We start from the raw sequence: 24790 nt of genomic DNA, 5'->3' as shown, positions 1-24790 counted from the left end.
GTTCGACTGATTCACTTCGGACAGTAACCGGGTGCCGTTGAGCCGATTCGTTCTTTGACGTTCCGCTTTTCTTGCCTTGCCGGTTCCCTTCCTGGATGGCCGGTGGGAGCATGGTTGGCATGAGCGAGACTTCCCACGAAGACGAGCACAACGTCGCTGACCGACCCAAACCGAAGACTCCTGATGATCACAGCAGCAATCAGGATGAACAGGCTATGCTGCATCGGCGTCAGGAAGCAGAACAGAAGCTGCAGGAGCGCCAGGAGGAAGCCGGCCGCGAGGGTTCTTCGGGCGGCGACTAACCCACGCCGGTTACGTTGGGCTTGACCTAACCGGTGACGTCCGCCAAGTTTGTTGCGCCCGCCGGCATCATTCGGCTCCGCCCAGCAAAAGCGCCCCACCGGGTGATGAACTTTTTTGACCTCCCGCAAAGAACGGCGTTTCTTCTCATCCACAACAGCCCCACATTGCGCAGAAATGCTGGAGAGTGGAGGGGACATCCGGCAAGGAAAGGCACACCATGACGAAGTGGCGGGTTCGAGACTTCCATTCGACTGACCTGGACGGCATCCTGCACCTCTGGGAGACCGTCAAGGCAAACAACGTCGAGCCCGTCTATTCCCTCTCGGAAGTGCTGGCATCCTGCGAGAAGGATCATGCCGTCGTCGCGGTTCAGAACGACCAGGTGATCGGCGCGGCAGTGGGGCGCGCTGCACATGACCAGGGCTGGATCGTATTCCTGGCCATCCTCCCTGAATACCGAAGCCGCGGGATCGGAACCGCGTTGCTCGCTGCCGTGGAAAGCCGGATGGCTCCGCACGGGCTGACCAAGCTCTCAGCGCTGATGCCGGAAGCCGAAACGCGGGTGGGCGCCTTCATCAGCAGAGGCTTCGCGATGAAGCAGAACCTGCGCTATTTCGAACGGATCATCCCGGTCCAGCGTCAGGAACTTGAGCCCTTGAGCTCCCTGGGCGGCAGGGTGCTTGCTCGCGGACTGTGGGAAAACGTGTCCGGGATGCATAGGGAAAAGGAACTGCTGGAGCGTCGTCTGGTTCTGCCCCTGGCCAAGGCCGATCTGGCGGATGAATTCGGCGTGGTGCCGCCGCGCGCCGTCGTTCTCTTCGGTCCGCCTGGAACGGGTAAGACCACCTTCGCAAAGGCGATCTCTTCCCGGCTGGAATGGCCGTTCGTGGAGGTTTTCCCGTCGAGGCTGGCAGCTGATCCGCAGGGGTTGGCGGGGGCGCTCCGGGAGACGTTCCTGCAGATCGCGGAGCTGGAACACGCCGTCGTCTTCATCGATGAGGTGGAGGAAATCGCGTCGCACCGGTCGGGAGAACCGCCGTCGCCGCTGCAGGGAGTCACCAACGAGCTCCTGAAAATCATCCCAGCGTTCCGCGAACAGCCGGGCAGGCTGCTCATCTGCGCCACGAACTTCATCCGCACCCTCGACTCCGCTTTTCTGCGCCACGGGCGCTTTGACTACGTCATCCCCATCGGTCTGCCGGACCACCAGGCCCGCGAGGCCATGTGGCAGCGCTTCATTCCGGCATCCGTAGTGAACGACGTCGATGTGGACCTTCTGGTGCGCCGCACCGATGGCTTCACCCCGGCTGACATTGAGTACGCAGCCCGGAGCGCTTCGCAGCGTGCGTTGGAGAAAGCCGTCTATGGGAACGGCAACGGCAGCGGGCCGGGGGAGCGGGAACCTGGAAAGGGTCCGTCCACGCAGGACTATCTCGACGCGATCGATGACACCAGAACTACCGTCAGCGAACAGGTTCACGAGCAGTTCCTGGAGGACATCGGCGCCCTGGGGCGGGTGTAGCGCTCGGTATAAAACACGCAGCTTTTGGCGCAGCTCGGTCAGCTTTCCCCGAGGGTTTCCCAAGATCCGAGCCGTAGCGTCTGGCGCACGGATAGCTTGGTTCTGGGAAAGTCATCCGGCGACCAACCGCCGTCGAACTTGTCCGTCCACCTTCGGTCCTGAAAGGTAAACCGTGCGCCCATCATTCCGCGCTCTCACTGCCGCAACCATCACAGCGGTCGCCCTGAGCGCCTTCGTTCCAGGCGCCGCAACCGCCGCACCCGCAACCGGCGAAGACCCCGTCCGTTACCTGGTCCGCTATGCGCCAGGCACCGATGTTGCCGCAGCCGCCGCTTCCCTGCGGAAATCAGGCAAGGCCGTTGGGCGCACTTTTTCCACTGCCGTCCGTGCAGCCGTGATTACGACGACGCCGGCACAAGCCGCAGCGCTCGCTACCGCACCGAACGTCGTGGCCGTCGAGCAGGACCTTCCCGTCCGGATCTCGAATACCCAGTCCAACGCTCCGTGGGGACTGGACCGCAGCGATCAGCGGACCCTGCCTCTCTCCTCCACCTATACGCCGCCGGCCGCCGGCGCGGGCGTCAACGTGTATGTCGTGGACACCGGTGTTCTGGCTTCCCACACGGACTTCGGCGGTCGGGTCGCCGCCGGATACACCACCATCGCGGACGGCCGCGGATCATCCGACTGCAACGGGCACGGCACTCACGTGGCCGGCACGGTAGCCGGCACCACCTACGGCATTGCGAAGTCCTCCACGGTGATTCCGGTCCGCGTTCTGAACTGCGACGGCGGTGGGTACATGTCCGACGTCGTCGCCGGTCTGGACTGGGTCGCCGCCCACCATGCTTCCGGCGTGCCCGCCGTGGTGAACCTGAGCCTCGGCGGCGGGGCGAACTCCACCGTTGATGCCGCGCTCCAGAGTGTGATCAACGACGGGGTCACCGCCGCCGTGGCTGCCGGGAATTCCTCTGTCGACGCGTGCACCAGCTCACCGGCCAGGGTTTCAGCCGCTCTCACTATCGCAGCGAGCGATTCCTCGGACCGGCAGGCCTCCTTCTCCAACACCGGGTCCTGCGTTGACCTCTATGCGCCCGGCGTCGGAATTGCATCGGCCTATCACACCTCCAATACCGCGGTTGCGACCCTGAACGGCACCTCGATGGCTTCACCGCATGTGGCCGGTGCTGCCGCCGTCGTGCTTTCCCAGAATCCGGCACTGACGCCGGCGCAGGTGGCGACCAATATCGCCGGAGCCTCCACGACGGGCGTCATCGCGGGAGCATCGACGGGCACGCCGAACCGGCTGCTGTATGTCGGCACAGGAACGACGACGACGGCCACCAAGCCGGCGGCCGCTACCAATGTGAAAGCCACTGCGGGCAGCAAGTCGGCCACGGTTACGTGGACCAAGGGCAGCGACGGCGGTTCGCCGCTGACCGGGCAAACCCTGCACGTCTATTCGGGCACAAGCAGGATCGCGGCGCTGTCCGTCTCAGCCTCGGCGACCAGCGTCACGGTGACCGGCCTGCGGTCACGCAGCTACTACTCGTTCAGCGTTGTGGCCACGAACAAGATCGGCAGCAGCCCGGAGTCGGCGCGGTCCAACACGATTCGGGCGAAGTAGTAGCGGTCAGGAGGGCGGCGCCGTCGTCCTCCTGATCACGAGGTGGGGTGGATGCGCGCGTCCAGAGCATGGAAAGTAGCGGTCAGCCATAGGTCCGTGAATTGCCGATCTCTTCGGAAGCAACGCGGTCGATCCGCGGTATCCGCAGGCAGCGCATGATCACACCTCCGGCAAGGTGTCACCTCGGCGTCCGATCAAAACTGTCAGTAGCGGCATCTACAGTTCCCCCAACCGAAAGATCCACCAGGGGGAGACACGCATGTACAGCATCGGCGAGAGACCGGGAATCGGCTCGTACCGGGATGAAGCAGGCCATACCGTCACTCTGAACCGTCCGGACGTACCGCTGACGCCCTGCCCACGCTGCAGGTTTGGCCACATCACCACCTGGAAACGGGTGCCATAGGCCCGGTTGCTGGATGAGCGACGGGTGGGGGCGTTTCTCATCCCGCGACTGTCAGAAAAAGTTGGGCAATAGCACGGGGCGCGAGGATCAATCCGAACCGGGCCCGCAGAAACTGCCCGTAGGTGCAAAACCGCCGCTTCGAACCGGCGATCCTGCACCTGCGGGCAGTTTTTGCATCTGCGGGCGAGAACTGCATGCCTGAGTTAACTAACTGTCCGCATGGTGTTCAAATCCGGGTGGCGGGGAGTTCGGATGCGCCCGATTCAATGGTGGCAGTCGCCTATCCGGAGGTCCTGCCACCATGTTCGATGCCCTTTCCGCCAGCACTGACCGACGCCGTTTCCTCAGCCTCCTGGGAGGCGGCACGCTCGCCGCCGCCGTCGGCATGGCTGCAACCCAGCCAAGCCGTGCCTGGGCCAATCCGCAGTTCTCCGACTATCCCTTCTCGCTGGGAGTGGCCTCCGGGGAGCCGGTGCCTGACGGCGTCGTGCTCTGGACCAAACTGGCACCGGAACCGACAGCACCGGATGGCAAGGGCGGAATGCCCAACAAGGCCGTTCCGGTGAACTGGCAGATCGCCGAGGATCCCGCCTTTGCCCGGGTGGTCCGTGCAGGCGCGGAGATAGCCTCACCGGATCTCGGCCATTCAGTCCACGTCGAAGTGAGCGGCCTGCGGCCTGACCGCGAGTACTGGTACCGCTTCCGCGCAGCCGGACAGCTCAGCCCGGTGGGCCGGACCAAGACGGCGCCTGCCGCAGGTGCGGCGCTCGCCTCCATGGCGTTCGCATTCGTCAGCTGCCAGAACCTTCCCGCAGGCTACTTCACCGCGTACAAGCATCTGGCGCAGGAGGACCTGGACGTGGTCCTGCACCTCGGCGACTACATCTACGAAGGTGACGGCCAGGGCCAGCTTGGCCGGGGACACCTGCCTGTATCGGAGATCTTCTCGCTCAGTGACTACCGGGTACGCCACGGCCAGTACAAGACGGACCCGGATCTGCAGGCCGCGCATGCGGCCTTCCCCTGGCTGGTCACGCTCGATGATCACGAGGTGGAGAACAACTGGGCCGGCAGTATCTCGCAGGAAGACAACGAGCCGGACCAGGATCCCGCCGTGTTCCTCGAGCGCAGGGCAGCGGCGTTCCAGGCGTTCTACGAGTTCCAGCCGCTACGTCTTGCCAACAAGCCGAACGGCCCGGATATGCAACTGTTCCGCCGCGCCAAATTCGGGAACCTCGCGGAGATCAACATGGTGGACACGCGGCAGTACCGGGACGATCAGGTCTGCGGCGGCGGCCGGGCCATCGACTGCGACGAGCGTCTGGACCCCACCCGCACCATGCTCGGGGAAACGCAGGAGCAGTGGCTTTTGGACGGCATGGAACGCTCAGACTCCACCTGGAACGTCATGGGCAACCAGGTCTTCTCCATGCAGGTGGACGCCACACCCGGACCTCAGGTGGGGCTCGGAATGGACACCTGGAACGGCTACGCCGCTGCCCGGCAACGCCTGTACGACGGCGTGCAGCAGCGCGGAGTCGACAACTTCGTCATCCTCACGGGAGACGCCCACCGGAGCGCCGCCGCGGACCTCAAGCTCAACTTCGATGACCAGTCATCCCCAACGATCGGCACCGAATTCCTCGGGACCTCCATCAGCTCGGGCGGGAACGGACGCGATATGGACGCGACCGGCCAGCAGTGGCTCGCAGAAAATCCGCACCTGAAATTCCATAACGCACAGCGCGGCTATGTGCGGTGCGAACTGACCCCCACCCAGTGGCGCACCGACTACAAGGTGGTGCCCTACGTGACGACGCCGGACGCACCCCTGACCACGAACGGAACCCTCTACGTCGAAGCAGGACGCCCGGGCATCGCCCAGGTGGAAAAGAACGCCTGACCCTCCCAACCAACCAATCCCGACAGTCTGGAACCCCATGAAGCTCCTTCACCTCACCGCTGTATGCGCTACCCTAGCCGCCTTCACCATCAGCGCCGCGCCGGTGGCAGCGGCACCCGCCCAGCCCACCGCCGTCGTACTCGGTGAACCGCAGGCCGCCGCCCACGCACACAACGACTACGAACATGATCGCCCGCTCTTCGACGCACTGGAACAGGGCTTCACCAGTGTGGAGGCCGACGTCTGGCTGGTCGACGGGGAGCTCCTCGTGGCCCATGATCTCGATGACGTCGAGCCCGGCGTCACCCTCGAGAGCCTGTACCTGGACCCGCTGACCGACCTCGTGAAGGGCCAGGGACGCAGCGTCTACCCGGGCTGGGACGGTGAATTCCAGCTGCTCATCGACATCAAGAGCGAGGGCGAAGCAACGTACGCCGCCATCGAGGAAGAACTCGCAGAACACCGGCCGATCCTGACCCGGTACAGTCACGGGTCAACCAAGCAGGGACCGGTGACTGCGGTGATCAGTGGAAACCGGCCTCTTGCGACCATGGAAGCGGCCACGCAGCGATTCGGGTTCTATGACGGTCGGGCCTCGGACCTCTCCTTGGGGATGCCCGCGGAACTCATGCCGCTCGTGAGCAATAACTGGACGCAGCTCTTCACCTGGCGCGGCGAAGGCCCCATGCCTGAGGAAGAACGCACCAAACTCCAGACCTACGTCGAAACAGCGCACGACGCCGGGTACCGCGTCCGCTTCTGGGCTACCCCGGACACCGAGGGCGCTGCCCGTGACGCCGTGTGGACCGAACTCGTCAACGCCGGCGTGGACCACATCAACACTGACGACCTGGCGGGTCTCGCCGACTTCCTGCGGCAGCAGTAACCCGACTCCGCACAGAAACTGCCCGTAGGTGCAAAACCGCCGCTTCGAATCGGCGATCCTGCACCTGCGGGCAGTTTCTGCGTCCGAGACCTGTCAGGAGGGGTCAGGAACCGGGGGGCCCACAACGCCCGGGACCAGCCAGAGCCGGACGCCGGGGCCGTCGCCGCGGAAGCTGACGGAACCCGCGCCCGAGCCCGCATCGGAACCCGCGACGAGCTCCCACTCCGCCGCGATACAGCCGGTACCCCATAGGTCCACGGCGCTATCGGGAGCCTCGACACCGACAGAGTCCAGGGGCAGGGTCACGTCATCGAACCCGGAACGGCACGCCACCACCAGCACCGACCCCGAAGCGTGCTCACGGATATAGGCCAGCACGTCGCCCTGCGCGTACAGCCACCGCAGTCCTCCGAAAGCAAGCGCCGGCACGTCGCGACGCAGACGTCCAAGGTGAGCCGCGGCGTCGTACAGGTCATGGTGTTCCCGGGAGAGCGAATCCCACGGCATCGGCGTCCTGGAATCCTCACCGTTGACGCCCTGCAGCCCGAACTCGTCACCGGCAAACAGGGTGGGAATCCCGGGCATCGAGAACAGAATGCCCAACCCGACCAGCTGCCCACCGGGAATCATCACCGTCGCAGCCCTCGCGGTGTCATGCGTATTCAGCGCAATCATGTTCTGCGTCCGCACCTGCCAGGGGAACGCGGCGGCAAACACGGAGTGCAGCTCAACGAACTGCTCGGCCGGAATGCGGTTCGGCCCGGGCAGGGGAGTACCGAAGAAGTTCACCCGGTCCGCAGCGGAACCTGCCAGCCACTGCCACAGCGGGCGCGTGAAGTTCGAGTACGTCATGGCCCCATGCCAGGTGTCGCCGCCGAAATCGAGCGCCGCATCGTTGGTGGACTCGGCCAGCAGCAGCGTGTCCGGATTGACGTCCCGCATGGTCGAACGCACGGCCGAGGCCACCGAACGGTTCAGGTCAACCGCACCGTGGCGCCCAGTCATGTTCGCGACGTCGATCCGCCAGCCGTCCAGATTGAACGGCGGCTGCAGGAACCGCGCGACGACGGACGAGGGCCCACCGATAAATCGTTCCCGGAGCGCGGGGGAGAGCCAGTTCAGCTTCGGCAGGCTCGGCACGCCGAACCAGGCCGCGTAGTCGGAGCCGTTTTCGGAGAAGTAGTAGAAGCCCGCTTCCTCGGAAGCAGGATCCAACGACGCCGCCTGGAACCACTCGTGCGCATCGCCCGTGTGGTTGGTGGTCAGGTCGCCGATCACCTTCAGGCCCCGGGCATGCGCAGCCTCCACCAGACGGATCAGCGCCTCATCGCCGCCGAGCAGGGGATCCACCGAGGTGAAGGTGGATGCGTCATACCGGTGGTTGGACCGCGCCGGGAAGAACGGCGTCAGGTAGACAACGGTGGCGCCCAGGGAGGAGATGTGATCGAGGCGCTCGGTGATTCCATCGAGGTCTCCGCCGTAGAACTGGTACGGGGTGTCCGCACCCGCCGGCTGGACCGGCGTATCCCAGGTGCACTCGACCGCCCACTCGGGCAGCGCACGGGATGCAGCCCGAGCGGACCGGGCGAACCGGTCGGGAAAGATCTGGTAGATCACGCCGCGCCGAGCCCATTCCGGTGCGGGCTCGTGGGTCACCAGCCGGAAGTCGTGGACATCGGCGGTGTCGCGGAAGAACAGTCCCTCCGCATTGAGCCACTGCCACGATGATCCCTCGGACGACCCATCGGACGAGGCTACCTCCAGCAGGAACCGGTACTGGGTCACCGGGTTGACGAGCTGAAGCGACGCCTCCCACCAGTCCCAGGCGCCGGCGCAAACCAAAGCCCCAGCACCCGAAACGGCACCCGAACCATCACCCGAAAAAAGCAACACAGCCTCGTCATAGTGCGGTTCCGCATCCCGCAGCGACCGGACAAAGACCCGCAGCACCGGACCGTAGGACTGCGGCACCCGCAGACGGACCGGCACCGGGGATCCCAGTGCGGGCGGGAAGGGCACATACAGCGCCGATCCGTCATGGTGCGGTTGGGCGAACATCAGCCCTTGACGGACCCGGAGATGAGACCGCTGGTGATGTACTTCTGCAGGAACAGGAACAGCGCCATCACGGGCAGCGCAGCCAGCACCGCACCGGCCGCAAATACGCCCCAGTTCTCCGCACGCTGCGTCGCCACGTACGAGTACAGGCCAACGGCGAGGGTCTGCGCATCCGGATCCGTCAGTACCACCGACGCGATGATGAAGTCGCTGGTGATGCCGATGAAGGACAGCAGGCCCACCACCGCGAGGATCGGGGTGACCAGCCGCAGGATGATAGTGAAGAAGATCTGGGCGTGGCTGGCACCGTCAATCCGTGCAGCCTCATCCAGTGACTTCGGCACCGTGTTGAAGAACCCGTACATCAGATACGTATTCACGCCGAGCGCGCCGCCGAGGTACACCATGATGAGTCCCAGCTGGCTGCCGAGACCAAGCCAGGGAACGACGTCGGAAATCCCGCTGAGCAGCAGGAAGATCGCCACAATGCCCAGCAGCTGCGGAAACAACTGGACAAGCATTAGGCTGAGCAGGCCAAGCCGGCGTCCGGTGAAGCGCATCCGGGAAAAGGCGTACGCGGCCAGCGCACCGAGGAGCACGCTCGCAACTGAGGTGACAATGCCGATGAACAGCGTATTCACGAACCAGCGGCCAAAGGGCCGGGTGGGGTCGGAGAACAGTGCCTGGAAGTTGCCGAAGCTGCTGTCGAAGTCGCTGAAAAGCGCGTTGCTTCCCGCCAGTGTGGAGGACGAGCTGAGCGCTGCGGACAGCACATACAGCAGCGGGAAGATCGCGAACAGGGCCATGACAACCCCGACGGCGTGGCGCCACCCCTTGTCCCGGAGCCAGAAGCCGAAGCTGCGCCGCGGCTGGCCGGTGCTTTCAGGGCTGCGCCGCGTTTCTTTGACGATGGTGGCAGTCATTAGTGCACTTCCTCGAGGGACTTGGTCTGCCGGAAGCTGACCGCGGAGATGATGGCAACGATGATGAAGATGAGGATGGCCAGGGCGCTCGCCAGACCGTAATCGCGGCCCGCGCCACCTCCGAACGCCACCTTGTAGACCAGGGTGATCAGGATGTCGGTGGCACCGATGTTCATGGTGCTGCCCTCGATCCGCGGCCCGCCGCCGGTCAGCATGAAGATCACGTTGAAGTTGTTGAAGTTGAACGCGAACGTTGAGATCAGCAGCGGCGCCACGGAGACCAGCAGCAGCGGCAGCTTGATGGCTCCGAAGATGCGCCAGGAGCTTGCACCGTCCATCCGGGCGGCCTCGTCCACATCCTCGGGCAGCGACTGCAGGGCGCCGGTGCACACCAGGAACATGTACGGGAATCCCAGCCAGAGGTTCACCAGCAGCACGCTGATCTTGGCGATCACCGGGTCGGTCAGCCAGGGGATGGACGCACCGCCCAGCAGCACCTCGTTGATGAAACCGAACTCGGGGTTCATCAGGCCGGACCACACCAGACCGGAAAGGAACACCGGGAAGGCGTAGGGGAGGATCATGAGCACGCGGTAGATGCGCTTGCCCTTCAGATCCTGCCGGTTGAACGTGATGGCCAGGAAGAGCCCGAGCGCAAAGGTGGTGGCAACCGAGGCCACTGCAAAGGTGAAGGTCCACAGCGCAACCTGCAGCAGCGGTCCACGCAGGCCTTCGTCGGTGAAGGCGCGGGCAAAGTTGGCGAATCCGACGTCGATCTTCCAGCCCGGATTGATGGCCTGACCGTTTTCATCGACGTAGTTTCCGCCTCCGCCGTCGACGTAGGTCATGCCCGTTTCGATGTTGGTGAAGGTGTCGGTCTCCTCGTCGTACGTCATGGTCGGCGCAAAGATGTAGGCGTTGCTGCCGTCCGCGGTCTGGAGGGAGCCGGCTCCCGGATCATCCTCGTCGAACGGGATGACCTGTCCAAGAACCTTGTCCTGGTTGGCCAGGATCTGGCCGAGGTCGAGGGTGTTGTAGCCTTCGACGCCGATGGCTTTGCCGGTGGAATCGCGCTCGGCGTCGGGCACCTCGGTCAGTGAGGTTTCATTGTTGCCCAGGAACGCATCGCCCTCGGGATCGGTGAACAGCAGCGAGACTTCGCCGTTCTGCTCCAGCACCGCAACGCGGTACGCAGGCGAATCCGGGACGCGCTGCTGCGCCGTGAGCTGGATCGCGGCGATGGCGTCTTCCTTGGTGCTGTTGTGCCCGTCCCCGTAATTGGTGAAGGCCACATAGCCGGTGAATACCACCACAAAGATCTGGAAAACGATCAGGAAGAACACACCGGGCGCCAGGTACTTCGCAGGAAGCCCGCCGCGGCGCAGGTAGATCCAGTTGATGAGTACGGTGACCGCAGCAGATACGACGAACAGCGCCCATTTCTCCTGCATGAACAGGATGATCAGGACATAGACCGCGAAGGCGTCGACAAGACCGAGCAGCGCAATCTTGATGAGAATTCCGGTGAGCGAGTCAGGTCCGCGGAGCGTCCGCGGGCGGGAATGGGGCCCCGGCGTCAGCGGCGCGGGCTTGGTGTCCAGTGCATTCATCGTGGCAGCAGGCTTTCGGGATGGGAACGAGAGGGTGGTGCTGGTAAAGGGTGGTACTTGCAGCAGGGGCCGGTCCGTCAGATGCGGACCGGCCCGTGCCGGGGTCCGTCGGTAAGGCTGACGGTGTTACTGGCCGATCTTCGCTTCGACGTTGCTGACCATGGTCTTCCACGCCTCTTCGGGATCACCCTGGCCCTTGATCAGCGCCAGTTCGGTGCCGCCCCAGTCCGCCCAGACAGCGTCCATCTCGGGAAGCGCCGGCATCGGAACGCCGTTCTGGCCGTTCTTGCCGAAGGCCTCGACGATGGGATCGGAAGCGGCCTTCTCGAAGGAGGCCTTCAGTGCCGGCGGACGTCCGCCGGCCGCGAACATCGCGTCCTGGACCTCTTCAGTGGTCAGGTAGTTGACTGCGAACTCGTTCGCAGCCAGGGAATTCTGGCTCTTGGAGCTGATGAAGAAGCCGTTGACGCCGATGAAGGCCTGCGCGGGCTGGTCGCCTGCAGTGGGCAGGGGATCGACGGCGATGTTGATGCCGGCTTTCTGGATGTCGGGAACGTTCCACGGTCCGGTCAGGAAGTAGGGGGAGTTGCCCTCGATGAACTGCTGCTTGGCAATGTCACCGGTGATGTTGGAGTTCAGGATCTTCTCTCCCGACTCGCCCCATTCCTTGAGCTTCTTGGCGAACTCAACGCCGCCCTCGTTGCCGAGCTCCAGCTTGGAGGCGTCGTAGCCGCCGTCAGGTCCGGTGCCGAAAACGGGTGCACCCATGGAGGTCTGCAGCGGGTACAGGTGGTAGGGGTCGCCTTGCTTGGGGTCCAGGCCAATCAGTACCGGGTACTCGGCTTCGCCGTCAGCGACAACCTGCTTGCCGTTGGCGATGACCTCGTCGAAAGTCTCAACCGGATCGGCGACCATGTCAGTGTTGCGGACCAGTCCGATGTTCTCGATGGCGAACGGGACACCGTAGGTGGCGCCCTCGTAAGTCATCGCCTTGATGGAGGATTCAGCGAATTCATCGGCCTTGTCACCCAGTTCGATCGGCGCGACGACGCCGTTCTGCACCAGCTGACCCAACCAGTCATGCGCGCCGACAATCATGTCGGGGCCTTCGCCGGTGGGTACGGCGGTGATGAAGTCCTCGCGGACGGTTTCCTTGCCGACCAGCTCCACGGTGATGCCGGTGTCTTCCTTGAACTTCGCCGCGATGTCCTCAAGGACAGCGACGCGCGGGGTATCCACCCACACTGTGATGGTTGACGAGCCGCCCTCGGCAAGATCCTGGGGCGCCTCGGACGCGCCGGCGTCGGGAGCTGCACTGCCGCCTCCGCAGGCGCTGAGAAGAAGTGCGGCGCTGGATGCCAGGCCGATGGCAAAGGTGCGGCGGGATGTGGACGCCGCCGCGGTGGAAATCACCTTCATTGGTGTACCTTTCTGGGCACGGTAGACAGGGCTGCTCTTTCGGGGAGTTAGCCGAGGAATTGCCCACTCGCAGATAGTGAGTGAAGCACGTCACAAGTGTAAGCGCTTCCATTCTGAGATGTCCACCCCGGTTTTCGGTCCGCGCGGCGATGCTCCGGTTTTCGGTGAAAACCCGCGGAACGGCGCGGAGCACGGACCCTCTCGGACAAATGGTGAAGTGAAAGCGCTTCCAATTCCGACCGCTATGCCCGTACACTTTTCCGCATGTCGCTTTCTCCCTCCCCCGTTCTGCCTGCCTCCGGCCCTGCCCTGCAGACTCTCGACCTCACGCTGATCCACCCTCAGGACTCTGATGCGCGCTGGTGGCGGTCCTCGGTGATCTACCAGGTCTACCCCCGCTCCTTCCGTGACCTGAGCGGCGACGGGATCGGTGATCTCAGCGGGATCACCGCCGAACTGCACCAGCTCGCGGAACTCGACATCGACGCCGTCTGGCTTTCGCCCTTCTACACCTCACCGCAGAAGGACGGCGGCTACGATGTCAGCGACTACTGCGACGTCGACCCCATCTTCGGCAATCTCGAGGACTTCGATGCCCTCGTCGCCCGCGCGGACGAGCTCGGCATTCGGGTCATCATCGACCTGGTACCGAACCACTGCTCAAACGAGCACCCGCTCTTCCAGGCGGCCCTCGCGTCCGACGCCGGCAGCCCGGAACGCGAAATGTTCATCTTCCGGGACGGTACCGGGGAGGACGGGAACTTCCCGCCGAACAACTGGCAGTCCCACTTCGGCGGTTCCGCCTGGACCCGCACCCAGAACGCCGACGGCACGCCCGGCCAGTGGTACCTCCACCTCTTCGACTCCTCGCAGCCGGACTTCAACTGGGACAACACCTCCGTCCGGGACGAGTTTGAGCGAATTCTTCGGTTCTGGCTCGATCGCGGCGTGAGCGGCTTCCGCGTGGACGTCGCCCACGCGCTCGTGAAGGCCGCGGGCCTCCCGGACTGGGGCGGCCGGGCTGACGGAATCAGCACCCCCGGCTTCCCGGGCGCGGACGCCCCCATGTTCGGCCAGGAAGAGGTCCATGCCATCTTCCGCAGCTGGCGCGCCATTCTTGACACGTACGACGGCGACCGCGTCCTCTGCGCGGAAGCTTCCATTGACCCCCTGCCGCGCCTGGCTGACTGGGTTCGTCCCGATGAGATGCACCAGACCTTCAACTTCGCCTACCTGGGGGCGCCCTGGGACGCTTCCGGCCTGCGCAGGGTCATCACCGACTCGCTCTCGGCCTTCGACGCGGTCTCCGCGCCGACCACCTGGGTACTCTCCAACCACGACGTCGTCCGGCACACCTCACGGCTGGGACTCTCGGAGCCGGTCCGTGGCGGCGACGGGATCGGCGCTGCCGACCCGCAGCCCGACACCGCGGTGGGTCTCTCCCGCGCCCGCGCCGCATCCCTGACCATGCTGGCCCTGCCCGGCGGCGTCTACCTGTACCAGGGCGAGGAACTCGGGCTGCCCGACCACACCCGGATGGCAGCCGCTCACCGCCAGGACCCGTCCTTCCTGCGTACCGGCGGCGAACGCCTGGGCCGCGACGGATGCCGTGTCCCCCTTCCCTGGAACGCCAACGCTGAAGGCGCCTTCGGCTTCAGCACCACCGGACAGTCCTGGCTTCCGCAGCCCGAGGACTGGGCTGAGCTCTCCCGCGAGGCGCAGGTCAGCGACAGCAACTCGACCCTGAACCTGTACCGCACCGCCCTCCGCATGCGCCGGGAACGTGCACTCGGCTCCGGCTCCCTTTCCTGGGCGGGAGGCTTCCCCGAGGACGACGTCGTAGCTTTCCTCAACGGGGACACCCTCGTGGTGCTGAACATGGGCAGGGATGCGGTGCAGCTTCCGCCGCTTGGTATCGTCGTAGCGAGTGAAGGCGGCGCGGGAGCGGACGGCAGGCTTGACAGCAATCACGCGGTCTGGCTTGACCTGTCCACGGAGCGCAGCGCTTCAGTCCAGGACTGAATCGCGGGCGGTACACCCGCGGCGGTGCACATTTAAAATCGAGTGAGGGGGCGGCGTGGCCAGTATCAAGGACGTCGCCGCACGGGCAGGGGTTTCCACTGCCACCGTCTCGCGTGCGCTCAGCGGGAACGGCCATGTCTCGGAAAAGTCGCGTCAGCGGGTGCTCGCCGCCGCCGAGGCGCTGGGCTTTGTGATGTCCTACTCGGCTTCCAGCCTTGCCTCCGGGAGGCACCGGAATGTCGGCGTCGTGGTCCCGACTGTGGCGCGCTGGTACTACTCGGAAGTGATCGAGGGTGCCTCCAACGCGCTGCTGGAGGCGGGTTACGACTTCACGCTGTACAACACCGGGAGTATCCCCACCTACCAGCAGAGTGTGCTGAAGGACTTCCTGCTGCGGCAGCGGCTCGACGCCGTGATCGTGGTGTCCATGGAGCTGGACGCGGATGAGATCGCACAGCTCCTGTCGATCAAGCGGCCCGTCGTGGGTATCGGCGGGCCGCTGCCCGGTGTGCCCTCGATGGGGATCAACGGATTCGACCTCGCGTCACTGGCAACCGAGCACCTCCTCGCCCTCGGGCACACCAGGATCGCCCACATCAGCGGAACCCAACAGCAGGAAGTGCGGGACTTCAGGGTCACCGGGACACGGCGTGAGGGTTACGAGGACGCCATGCGCCGCGCCGGCCTGACCGTGCCTTCCGGTTACATCTGCGACGGCGACTTCACCATTCCGGGCGGCTACCGGCAAGCCAAGCAGTTGCTGTCCAATCCCCGTGCCCGGCCGACGGCGTTCTTCTGCGCGTCGGATGAAATGGCGATCGGCGCCATACTGGCGGCACGGGACCTGGGCCTGCAGGTCCCCGGGGACGTATCGGTGATCGGCATCGACGGACACGAGCTCGGTGAGCTGTTCGGGCTGACCACCATTGAGCAGCACCCCCGCAGGCAGGGTGAGCGGGCGGTGCAGCTCCTGCTGCAGGCACTCAAGTCGCAGGACCCAACGTTCCACGGTGAGAACGAGCTGGTGTCCACCAACCTCCGGGTCCGTTCCAGTACGGCGGTGCCGCAGTCGGGTTCAGCCCTCGCCTCGGGTTATCCGTCGCCGGGTTCCACGGGCGGGAGTTCATCGGAGTAGGGCGCACGCGGTCCCTTCCCGTCGGGCAGGAGCTCGTTGGTGGCCATGGCCAGCAGATCCCGCTCCAGCCTGGGTAGGGAGAGCAACCCCTGCAGGTATGCGTCCACCTCGTATTCACCGGCGGAACCACCGATGCTGAAGTAGCGTAGCCACAGCTCCCCGGTGGTGATGTCGCCGGTCTTCAGCGCTGCCTTCAATCGCTGCCGCTGCTCGGGTTCGTAGCTTTCGAATGCCACGGCGGACCTCAGTGCCCGCCGGCCGCAGTTCCGGCCACAAGGTCAGCGCAGACATCCACAAGCGATTTCTGCTGGGTGCGGGCCATGGTCATGAGTTCCGACAGCGCCTGCTCCGCGGTGCCGCTTCCCCGGGCGAGGAGGATCCCGCACGCCCGGTTGACCAGGTCGCGGCTGTAGAGCGCTGCCTGGAGGCTCGCGCTGATCTGGTTGACGGTTTCGGTGCCCTGGATATGGGACAGGAGGGTGGCGGCAGGAGCGGCAAACTCCTCGAGCAGGCGGGCGTCGTCGTCGTCATAAACGTTCGGCGTATCGGCATAGACCTTGATTGCCCCCAGCACCTGCTGGCCGGCGACCAGCGGTACACTCAGCACCGAACGGATAGGCAGAGCCGATACTGCGGCGCTCCATTCCGGCCAGCGCTCGTGAGTGGCGACATCAGCAACGACGACGGGCACTTCTGCTGCCCAGGCGGTGAGGCAGGGGCCCTGCCCCAACTCGTACTGCAACCGGTCGGCCTCGGCAACCACCTCATCAGTGAACCCGGTGCTGGTCCTGTGACCCCGCGCATCGATCAGGCTTACCCCGGCCCCGATTGATCCCGGAATAGCGTGCCTGATTCCCTGGGCGAGATGAAGGACGGCGTCATTCACCTTCTCCTCGGTCAGCAGCAGGCCCATGATCCGGCCGACTGCCGCGGACAGTTCGTCCAGCGGGGCTTTCCTGTTCATGATGTGCCTTCAACGTATCGGGAGTCAGCTGACGCCCATCCAGTGGAAGCGCGGGCCGTGTTCGCTCTTACAGCGTAGGCTTTTGCGACTCGTTCAACCACCCGGGCAGCTGCCACAACTATTCCTGGAAGCTCGACCCCTGTCCGCTGTCGCCCCCGACCTGGTCGACAATGTTCTCAGCCAGGACACGCAGTTTGACGTTGCGATGGCTGCTGGCGTCCACGAGAACCTGGAATGCCTTGTCACGCGTGCACCGGTTCTCAGCCATGATCACCCCTACCGCGGTGGCAATGATGGTCCTGGATTCCAGTGCGGCGGTGAGGTCATCCCGCAGCTCACTCAGCTGGGCGATTTTGAGTGCGAGGTGGAGCGCTCTCGATGCTTCGCCCGCTACGCCTTCTGCCGCGGCGATGCTCTCCTCGGAAAACCCCAGGACACGGGATGAATAGAGGTTCAGGACGGCTTGTCCGGTGCTCTTGACGTCCATGGGAACCGCCAGGATGGACACGACGCCGTTTGCTGCTGTTGCGCGGAGGTACCGCGGCCACCTGTTGTCGGAGTAAACATCGGGGACCAGAATTTTGGTTCCCTCACGGAGTGCCGTGAGACAGGGGCCGTCGCCGTAGCTGTTCTGCAGCTCATCGAGTGTGCGGGCACGGGGATCGCTGCTCGCCACCGTTACAGGCCTCTTGCGCCGGATCACGGTCACGCCACAGGAGACCTCGTTGTCCGGGGTGGACAGCCGTTCGGCGGCTGCCCGGGACATTTCACCCAGAAATTCCCGGACTTCAGCACTGCCGGACAGGAGGTCGTCCAATTGCACCAGGATGTCGGGGTGCTCTACGCCGCCAGCATGGGAATGGCGGTTCTGGGTATCCATCTCACTCTCCCTTTCTTCCGTGGCTGTCTTTCCATCGTCGCCCGGATGTCATCCTCGGCGAAACCCCAGCGCTCTTTCGCGCTGGAGAGTTACCCGGTCTCGGCCGCACGGCTGACCACTGTGGTCGCCGCCGATTTCCTGAGGAGTTCATCTGCCACGTCCTGGATTTTGGTGTCGTGATGCCGGGACGCCACCTGCAGCAGCGTCATTGCGGCTTCCCGGCTCAGATGGTTCTGGACCATCACCAGCGCGACGGCGGCATCCACTACCGCCCGTGACTTCATGACCGCGCGCAGGTCATCGGGATAGTGGTCGGCCGGGTGAACGCGCAGGGCCAGCCTGAGAATTTTCGAAAGTGAAACCGCGTGCTTCTCGATGGACGCAACCATGTTCGGCGTGAAAACAGTGGTGTCATTGGCGTAGCAGTTGAGTGCTGCCTTCGCTGTACTGTCCGTGGGGATGGGCACTGCGAGGACTGACCGGATTCCTTCATTCGAGATGGCTTCCGCATACCGGTGCCAGCGTTGGTTCCCGCCGAGGTCCGGAATCAGGACAGTATGTTGCCCGCGTAGAGCAGTGAGGCAGGGGCCGTCGTCGAACGCGTACTGCTGTTCATCCAGCCGCCGGGCTGTGGTGCTGCTGCTTGCCACGGTAGTTGGGCCACCGTCACGTTCGACGGTGATGGCGCAGTGGACGGAACCGTCCGTGCTGAACAGGGTGGCCGAGATGGTGCTGAGGCCCAGCAGGAACTCAGTGAAGCCGGGGCTCTTCAGGAGCAGATCCTGCAATTGCTCAGGTCCGGGTGCTGGATCGTTGGCGGCCAAGACGGCCTCGATTCTGTACAACGTCAGAGCAACGGACCCCGACTGACGGCCGTGTACTCGCTCCGCACGCGGCCCGTGGTGGAAACCTGGAGTATCTCTGCCGAGCAGCTTCCTGTTATCGAGCCTACGCCCGATCGTTCGCCCTGCGCCGGTTTCACCGGTACCAATCCGACTATCAATACACAACAGGGTGGTAGCCGGCACGCGGCTACCACCCTGTTGGGAGGGAAAACTATTCAGCGCGGGTGTTCTGCGTGGCGAGAGTGTCCCAGAAGGAGGTATCCGCCGAGTTGATCGAACCGTCTGCGATCGCCCGTACAGACGCATCAAGGGTGGTGATGGTCTGCTTGATCAGGTAGCCGTTGCTCTTCTGGCCGAGCACAGCGCCGTCATTGAAGTGATCGGACATGCCGCGCATTTCGAAGAGCAGGGTGGAGATCCCGTATTCGACGGCGATGCCGTTGCGGCTGATCGTTTCAGCTGAACCGCCGTTGTACTTGCCGAGGTGGCCCCACCCGGTGGAGTCCACGGCGCCGAACACCACTGCCCCGAGCCGCTTGGACCCTTCCAGCACGGCCGGATCCACGTTCGGGGTGGTGGGGTGCAGGATGGAGCCGGAAACCAGCTCGCCGTCGCGCTCGCTGCTGGTGCCCTGGTGGTGGAGGTCGATCATGTAGTCGATGCCGTATTTCGCCATGACGTTGGTGTGCAGTGCCCGCGTCTCGGGCTGGATCTTGCTGACATGGTCCCGGTTCAGGTCCACCCCAAGGGCGTTGTAGCGGGTGAGGTGGCGGTCGCCGCTCGCGATGTAGTCATCGAGCGGGAAATCGACATCTCCCATGGCGCCGTCCGGGTTGAGCATCGGCACAATGAGGACGTTGACGCCGGCGAGCACGTCACCGGTCTTGCCGGTGCCGAGGTGTTTGATGAACTCGAGCGCGCCCTCGGTGGTGAGCTGCTCGTTTCCGTGCTGCTGGGTCAGGAAGAGGATGGTCGGATTGTCCGGGTTGGACATGTACTTTGCGAGGTAAAGATCCCGGCCCTTGACGGACTGACCAATCACCTCGAGCTCCATGGTTTCCTGCTTTGCGTCCTGCGTCTTCAGGTAGCTCGCCAGCTCGTCATACGTGCGGAGGATGGACGTGTTGATTGTTTCGTTGCCGTTGTAGTTGGGCCCTTCACCTACCGCGACGGCGGGGCCGGCAACGGAGGAGATGGTGAGCGCGCCGGCCAGAACGGCGGCTGCGAGAGTTTTCTTCACGGGTGGATCTTTCCTTTCAGAGCGGTCAATCACAGGAGGGAATGCGAGGGAGAATCAGAAGGAGACCGGGATGGTTCCTGCGTAATCGGTGCTGTAGCCGGTGACGGGAGCGTGCGGGATCTCCTCCCAGACGCTCGGGTCAACCTGCTGCACCTCATCCGTTGCCAGACCGGACAGGAGGGTCCTCATGGCGAGGACGTTCTGCTGGATGCTCTTGCCGCGTGCCTTCTGGCCCAGCGAACCGTCGCTGGTGTTGCCTGAGGTTTCGAAGAACACCACCGGGTTCGAGTGGCCGGTGGGATTCATGCCCTGGTAGTCCAGGCCCAGCATCATGGCGGACACCACGCCACCCTTGATATCGATCTCCAGCGATCCGCCCACCTGGTAACGGTCCATGGTGATGTAGCCGTACTTCGACAGTTCCTGGAAAACGTAGCCGTGCATCTGGCGGGTCAGGACGTCATACGCGCCGTCCTCCAGCGTCGGGAGGGTGGGGCCGTCCGGGGCGAGGGAGATGCCGAGGGAGAGCGTGACGTCGTCGCCGGTTCCGTATTGCTTCTTCAGACCCTGGTGGTGGATATCCATCCCGAAGTCGGGCTTGATCATGGTCCAGTACTCGTAGAACGCAAGCGATTCATCGGCCTGGAACTTGTCGGCGACCCAGTCCCGGTTGAGGTCGATCCGCTGCTGCTGACCGGCACTGTTCAGGAGCGGTTCGCCGGTGGCGTCGTCATACAGGACCGTCTGGCGGATGTTCATCTCGCTGCCGTCGGGGTTGTACATCGGGATGAAGTGGATGGTGAACGCGTCGCGGATCTGCTGGTACTCGGCGGAGCCGTTGGTGCCCAGGTCCTTGAGGAGCGTGAGGATCGATTCGGCGCCGTAGGGCTCATTGCCGTGGATGCGTCCCTGTACCCAGACGTCCTCGGGGCCGTTGCCGACGGTTGCGACGTAGAGATCGCGGCCCTGCTCGCTCTTGTTGACCGCGGTGCCCGCTTCCTCAAGGGTGAAGACATCCACGGGGTACCGGCTGGTGGCTTCCAGCCTGGTCAGTTCCGCGATTGTGTCGTCATACGTGAGAATGCTGGCGGTGTTGGTGTTTCCCTCGGTGGAGGGGAAGTTTGCGGCGGCGGGCGGGCCGGCAAGCACGGGCGCGGCCAGGGCGGCGGTGCTCAGGAGCGCGAGTTTGGCATAGAACGGGAAGGGCTTTCCCATGGTCGTGAACCTCCGGGGTCTCAGAAAGAGGGGGTATCACGACGTTAGTTGGGGCAAGCAACTGATAGAACAATCTGGTCTGAAATGAAGCCAATATCGCTCCGGCATCTTGACGGAACGGTTCGCGCACTTTAATGCGACGCTTACCTGCTGCGCCCTCCCGTCCAGGGGCAGCTCCTTTTCCTCGGGTGCGGTACTCCGGTTACGGTGCGGTAACCAGCGCGGGATCAGGCTCGCGCGCAGGCTCAGTGCCTATGACACCCGCTGCAGTGGACGTTGATGCGGAAGCGGAAGCCGATGCCGATGCCGATGCGCACAGTTCTGAAGCCTTGACGGGTTCACCGGTCACCGGGTCAAGGACCGGCTCACCGGTGACCGGGTCCACCACAATGGCCTCCGGGTCAACCGCGGGATCGCAGGCTTCCAGCGGGTCAGTGACCGAGATGGTGGGTACCGGGGCCGGAACGGCGGGGTCTGGGTCCGGAACAATCGGGTCGGGAGTGGGAACGGGGTCAGCAACGCTCGGGGCCGGTGTCGGATCGGGCACCACCACCTCGGGTGCAGGTTCCGGCGCCGTCACCACGGGCGGAGGCGCGGGCTCGTTGACCGGCGGCGTGGGCGTATTGTCGGTGACCGGTGGCGTCGGCGTGGGATCCGCTACCGGCGGTGCCGGTGCCGGATCGGTGGCTGTCGACGCCGGCGGAGTCGGAGTTGAAGGGGCGGAATCCGCGCCACCGGAAGCCTTTGGCGGCGTAGGAGTGGTTGTCGGAGTGGAGGAGCTGGTTCCGGGAGCCGACGTCTTGGGTGTGGGGGACGTGGTGGTGGACTTCGTTCCGGAGGGCGAGGGGGACGGCGTGGCGGCCACGGAGATGGATGACGACGGCTTGCCCGAGGTTGTCGACCGGTTTCCGCCGGCGGTAGTGGTCCGCGTGGATGACCGGGGGCCCTGGGCGGCCATGTCCGCGTCGACACGTGAAGGTGACTTCACGGCCACCGGGTGGATGGCTTCGGCCGAAGCCAGGTAGGCGACCCAGGCAGTGTTGCCGTCTTTGCCGCCACCTGTCCCGGGGGTGTAGTTCACCAGGGCCGGCATGTCGGCCGGGCCGCTGTTCTCCACCGGAATCAGCTTCCACGCTGACGGGTCGGTGTGCTCACCGTCGAGAATGGTCTCGAAGTGCAGGTGGCATCCCGTGGACAGTCCGGAGGTGCCGATGGTGGCAATGACCTGACCCGCCCCGACGCGGTCGCCGGTCTTCACTGCGATGCCCTCGAGGTGGTTGTAGGTGGTGACCAGGCCGTTGCCGTGGTCGAGCTCAACGCGGTTTCCGCCTCCCCAGGGGTGCCAGCCGACGGCGCGCACAACACCGGCGTCGGCCGAGAAGACACGGGTGCCGCAGGGTGCCGCGAAATCCTGCCCGGAGTGGAACTCGTCATGCTCACCCGTGATGGGGCTGGTACGCAGACCGAAGGGAGAACTCGGCGAGAGGAACTGCAAGGGCGAGATGAGCATGCCTTTGCCGGGGCGCTCCATGCCGCCGGTAAGCCCGGCAATGCCGGCGGTGCTCTGTCCCGTTGACCTGTCTGACCCGGCCGGGCCGGGGAGGTCGCGACCAGGAACGAGGGAGTCGGTTGTGCCGAACGGGAACGTTTGCGACGGCTGTCCGAGTACCTGCGCACCGACATATCCGGTATGCGGGAGTCCTGCCTCCATTGACAGAGCACTAGCCTGCGCGAGGAGCGTGCCGCTGGAGCTATCCAGGCCTGAGGTGACCGCGCCGGTGACGCCCACGCCGGAGGTCAGGGGGGTGGATCCGGGATGGCCGAAGGAGTAGATTACGGCCAGCGCAAGACACACGCTCATGCCGGACCGAACTGCACGCGGCCGGTCCTTCACAGCGCGGCGGCGGCCGGATACCGGCTTCACATCACTCACAGGTCACTCCCCATTTGTTTCCCCTATCGAAGGTGGTCACAGGACCCCAACCCAAGGGAAGGAACTCGAATAATCAGCCTTCGCTAGGTGCCCGCGAGGGGCACGTCATTGCTGTAGCTGGCACTCAGCCTACGTGGCTGATTGCCATGGAAACAGAGTCCTCTCACTCTCTTGTGGAAACCTTGAGTGATTCCAGACCTGCCTGGAGAAACAGCGGAAAATCCGTGCCCATTACTGCGGCGCGATGACCTGCCACGCATCACATTCCACTTCCCAGCGGCGGTGGGTGAAGGGGCCCAGAAGTTCGCCGTCATTGCTGATCCGGAAGCCGCGGCCGTCCACCGCCTTGACCTCCACGGTCCGTCCGCGGCCGATCCGCACGTCACTGCGGCGCGCATGGTCACCGTCCTTGAGCCCGAGGGCATACCCCACCCGCGCTGCCCTGCCCACCGATTCCCACAGCACGACGTCGACAAGCCCGTCATGCGGGTTGGCGTCCGGTATGAGGCGCGCACCTCCGCCAACGGTGCCGCCGAGGCCGAGCGCCGCCATCAGCAACGGTCTGGAACCGTCATGGAGAAGCTCACCATCCACCCGGACGGTGAGGTTGAGTCCGGGAGAACTGATGCCGGCCGCGAGGGCGCCCAGCGGATAGCCCAGCTTTCCTGCCTTCACCTTCCGCAGCTGCTTCTTCACCTCGGCACCCTTGTCAGCGGCATCCGCGCCGATTCCCATGTGAACGGCGTTGACGGCGACGCGGTCCCCGCTCAGCAGCAGCTCCATGGACCGCGGCCGGCCGGACAGCACACATTCCGCGGCCTGCAGCGGCTCGAGCGGAATCTCCAGCGACCTGGCCAGGTCATTTCCGGTGCCGACGGGAATGATGCCGATCGGTCCCACCGAGCCGAGGGTCCCTGCCTGATGGAGGCACTGGATTGCCGCGTGGATGGACCCGTCACCGCCGAGCAGTATCAGCTGCCGTCCGTCGAGGCTTCCCAGAGTGGCGTCCAGGGCGTCAAGGTCCTCGGTGCGGGCAAGATCGAAGGATGTACGGCGCCTGGCCGCCGCCGAGGCAAGGAAGGAGGCGACGGCGTCAACACTGCGCCGGTTCGCTGTTCCGGCGGACGCATTGACGACCGCCAGTATGCCCTGATGATGCACAGGTGCTCTCGTCTGCCGGAGGAATGGGACAACTGGGCCCCACAATAGTACGTCCGCTCAGACAACCGCGAGGGGCGCCGTCATACCGTCCGTGACGCGGAGCAGATCAGCCGGTGCCAGCTCAATTTCAAGGCCCCTCCGCCCACCGGAGACCAGGATGGTCGCAAAGGCCAGGGCGGACTCATCAAGCATCAGCGGGCTGCGGTGCCGCTGCCCGAGCGGAGAGATGCCGCCCAGAACGTAACCGGTCCGGCGCTCCGCGGCGGCGCGGTCGGCCAGCGTCACCCGCTTGCTTCCGCAGGCGGCGCCCATCGCCTTCAGATTCAGTGACCGGTTGACGGGTACGACGGCGACGGCCAGGTGGGTGCCGGCGTCGACCATCAGTGTCTTGAAGACTCGTGCGGGATCCGCGGCCAGCTTTTCCGCGGCTTCGGCTCCGTAGGACCCGGCTGCGGGATCATGCACATAGCTGAGGGTGCGGAAGGGAATCCCGAGCTGTGTCAGCAGAACCGTGGCGGGAGTCCCGGTCGAGGCCTCACGCTTTCCCATCCGGCCCAGTATCCCATCCGTGCCTCCCCGCCGCCACGAAGAGCACTTGCCCCGAGTATCTTTAGGCAGGACCAACCTGGTGAGAGGCAACTGACGTGCTCAAACTTTTTGAGGGACCGAGCATCATCTATACGGTTCTCGGCATCATCGTTTTCGCGGCAGCCCTCCTGCCGCGCCTGCTGCGGCGGG

The 24790-nt window shown here is 64.6% G+C and carries 20 protein-coding genes; 7 read left to right on the top strand and 13 right to left on the bottom strand.

The annotated features are described in order from the left end of the window. Positions 1–119: 119 nt before the first annotated feature. The 5 genes from X803_RS0103780 to X803_RS0103760 all read left to right on the top strand — a co-directional run bounded on the left by X803_RS0103780 (position 120) and on the right by X803_RS0103760 (position 6647). On the top strand, positions 120–302 hold the full coding sequence (locus X803_RS0103780) for a hypothetical protein (protein ID WP_156929949.1): 183 nt from the start codon (positions 120–122) through the stop codon (positions 300–302). A 218-nt stretch (positions 303–520) separates the two neighbouring features. After that, positions 521–1825 carry an ATP-binding protein gene (locus tag X803_RS0103775; RefSeq protein ID WP_026544095.1) on the top strand — a complete coding sequence of 435 codons (1305 nt, stop codon included), beginning with the start codon at positions 521–523 and terminating at the stop codon, positions 1823–1825. A gap of 172 nt (positions 1826–1997) precedes the next feature. Then, the gene (locus X803_RS17615) at positions 1998–3452 is read left to right on the top strand and encodes a S8 family serine peptidase (protein ID WP_051470421.1); all 1455 of its coding nucleotides are present in this window, start codon (positions 1998–2000) and stop codon (positions 3450–3452) included. Between the two features lie 707 nt (positions 3453–4159). Next, a complete protein-coding gene (locus X803_RS0103765) occupies positions 4160–5761 on the top strand; it encodes an alkaline phosphatase D family protein (RefSeq protein ID WP_026544094.1) in 1602 nt (533 codons plus the stop codon). A gap of 37 nt (positions 5762–5798) precedes the next feature. Then, positions 5799–6647: a phosphatidylinositol-specific phospholipase C/glycerophosphodiester phosphodiesterase family protein gene (locus tag X803_RS0103760; protein WP_026544093.1), complete on the top strand. Its 849-nt coding sequence runs from the start codon at positions 5799–5801 to the stop codon at positions 6645–6647. A gap of 93 nt (positions 6648–6740) precedes the next feature. On the opposite strand, the gene X803_RS17610 is transcribed toward X803_RS0103760, so the two are convergent. The 4 genes from X803_RS17610 to X803_RS0103740 form a co-directional block, all read right to left on the bottom strand. After that, positions 6741–8705 carry a glycoside hydrolase family 13 protein gene (locus tag X803_RS17610; protein WP_035777843.1) on the bottom strand — a complete coding sequence of 655 codons (1965 nt, stop codon included), beginning with the start codon at positions 8703–8705 and terminating at the stop codon, positions 6741–6743. Beyond that, complete coding sequence (locus X803_RS0103750; RefSeq protein ID WP_026544092.1) at positions 8705–9628, bottom strand: sugar ABC transporter permease; 924 nt, start codon at positions 9626–9628, stop codon at positions 8705–8707. Before X803_RS0103750 ends, X803_RS17610 begins: the two co-directional genes overlap by 1 nt. Continuing rightward, positions 9628–11238, bottom strand: a complete 1611-nt coding sequence (locus X803_RS0103745; protein WP_026544091.1) for an ABC transporter permease subunit — start codon at positions 11236–11238, stop codon at positions 9628–9630. The genes X803_RS0103750 and X803_RS0103745 overlap by 1 nt, the downstream gene beginning before the upstream one ends. A gap of 126 nt (positions 11239–11364) precedes the next feature. Then, positions 11365–12657 carry a sugar ABC transporter substrate-binding protein gene (locus tag X803_RS0103740; RefSeq protein WP_026544090.1) on the bottom strand — a complete coding sequence of 431 codons (1293 nt, stop codon included), beginning with the start codon at positions 12655–12657 and terminating at the stop codon, positions 11365–11367. A 264-nt stretch (positions 12658–12921) separates the two neighbouring features. On the opposite strand from X803_RS0103740, the gene X803_RS17605 reads away from it, so the two are divergent. Beyond that, the gene (locus X803_RS17605) at positions 12922–14679 is read left to right on the top strand and encodes a glycoside hydrolase family 13 protein (RefSeq protein WP_035777840.1); all 1758 of its coding nucleotides are present in this window, start codon (positions 12922–12924) and stop codon (positions 14677–14679) included. Between the two features lie 55 nt (positions 14680–14734). Continuing rightward, a complete protein-coding gene (locus X803_RS17600) occupies positions 14735–15814 on the top strand; it encodes a LacI family DNA-binding transcriptional regulator (RefSeq protein ID WP_051470420.1) in 1080 nt (359 codons plus the stop codon). Here X803_RS17600 and X803_RS0103725 read toward each other — a convergent pair. The 9 genes from X803_RS0103725 to ybaK all read right to left on the bottom strand — a co-directional run bounded on the left by X803_RS0103725 (position 15772) and on the right by ybaK (position 24601). Further along, positions 15772–16050, bottom strand: coding sequence for a hypothetical protein (locus X803_RS0103725; RefSeq protein ID WP_026544089.1), 279 nt, complete (start codon positions 16048–16050; stop codon positions 15772–15774). The genes X803_RS17600 and X803_RS0103725 overlap by 43 nt on opposite strands. 8 nt (positions 16051–16058) lie before the next feature. Further along, the gene (locus X803_RS0103720; protein WP_026544088.1) at positions 16059–16778 is read right to left on the bottom strand and encodes a GAF and ANTAR domain-containing protein; all 720 of its coding nucleotides are present in this window, start codon (positions 16776–16778) and stop codon (positions 16059–16061) included. Positions 16779–16896: 118 nt separating this feature from the next. Next, complete coding sequence (locus X803_RS0103715; protein WP_026544087.1) at positions 16897–17658, bottom strand: GAF and ANTAR domain-containing protein; 762 nt, start codon at positions 17656–17658, stop codon at positions 16897–16899. A gap of 89 nt (positions 17659–17747) precedes the next feature. Beyond that, positions 17748–18482: a GAF domain-containing protein gene (locus X803_RS17595; protein ID WP_035777839.1), complete on the bottom strand. Its 735-nt coding sequence runs from the start codon at positions 18480–18482 to the stop codon at positions 17748–17750. A gap of 232 nt (positions 18483–18714) precedes the next feature. Further along, complete coding sequence (locus tag X803_RS0103705; RefSeq protein WP_026544086.1) at positions 18715–19743, bottom strand: M14 family zinc carboxypeptidase; 1029 nt, start codon at positions 19741–19743, stop codon at positions 18715–18717. A 54-nt stretch (positions 19744–19797) separates the two neighbouring features. Then, the gene (locus tag X803_RS0103700; RefSeq protein WP_026544085.1) at positions 19798–20958 is read right to left on the bottom strand and encodes a M14 family zinc carboxypeptidase; all 1161 of its coding nucleotides are present in this window, start codon (positions 20956–20958) and stop codon (positions 19798–19800) included. Positions 20959–21160: 202 nt separating this feature from the next. Then, positions 21161–22891, bottom strand: coding sequence for a M23 family metallopeptidase (locus X803_RS22495; RefSeq protein ID WP_051470419.1), 1731 nt, complete (start codon positions 22889–22891; stop codon positions 21161–21163). Positions 22892–23122: 231 nt separating this feature from the next. Next, positions 23123–24052, bottom strand: coding sequence for a diacylglycerol/lipid kinase family protein (locus X803_RS0103690; protein ID WP_026544084.1), 930 nt, complete (start codon positions 24050–24052; stop codon positions 23123–23125). A 57-nt stretch (positions 24053–24109) separates the two neighbouring features. Further along, the gene (gene ybaK, locus X803_RS0103685; protein ID WP_026544083.1) at positions 24110–24601 is read right to left on the bottom strand and encodes a Cys-tRNA(Pro) deacylase; all 492 of its coding nucleotides are present in this window, start codon (positions 24599–24601) and stop codon (positions 24110–24112) included. Positions 24602–24790 lie beyond the last annotated feature (189 nt).

It is taken from the genome of Arthrobacter sp. 35/47 (assembly GCF_000520475.1).
In the GTDB taxonomy this organism is placed as follows: domain Bacteria; phylum Actinomycetota; class Actinomycetes; order Actinomycetales; family Micrococcaceae; genus Arthrobacter_D; species Arthrobacter_D subterraneus.
Note: the sequence above shows the minus strand (reverse complement) of the source record. Positions and strands in the feature narration are given on the sequence as shown.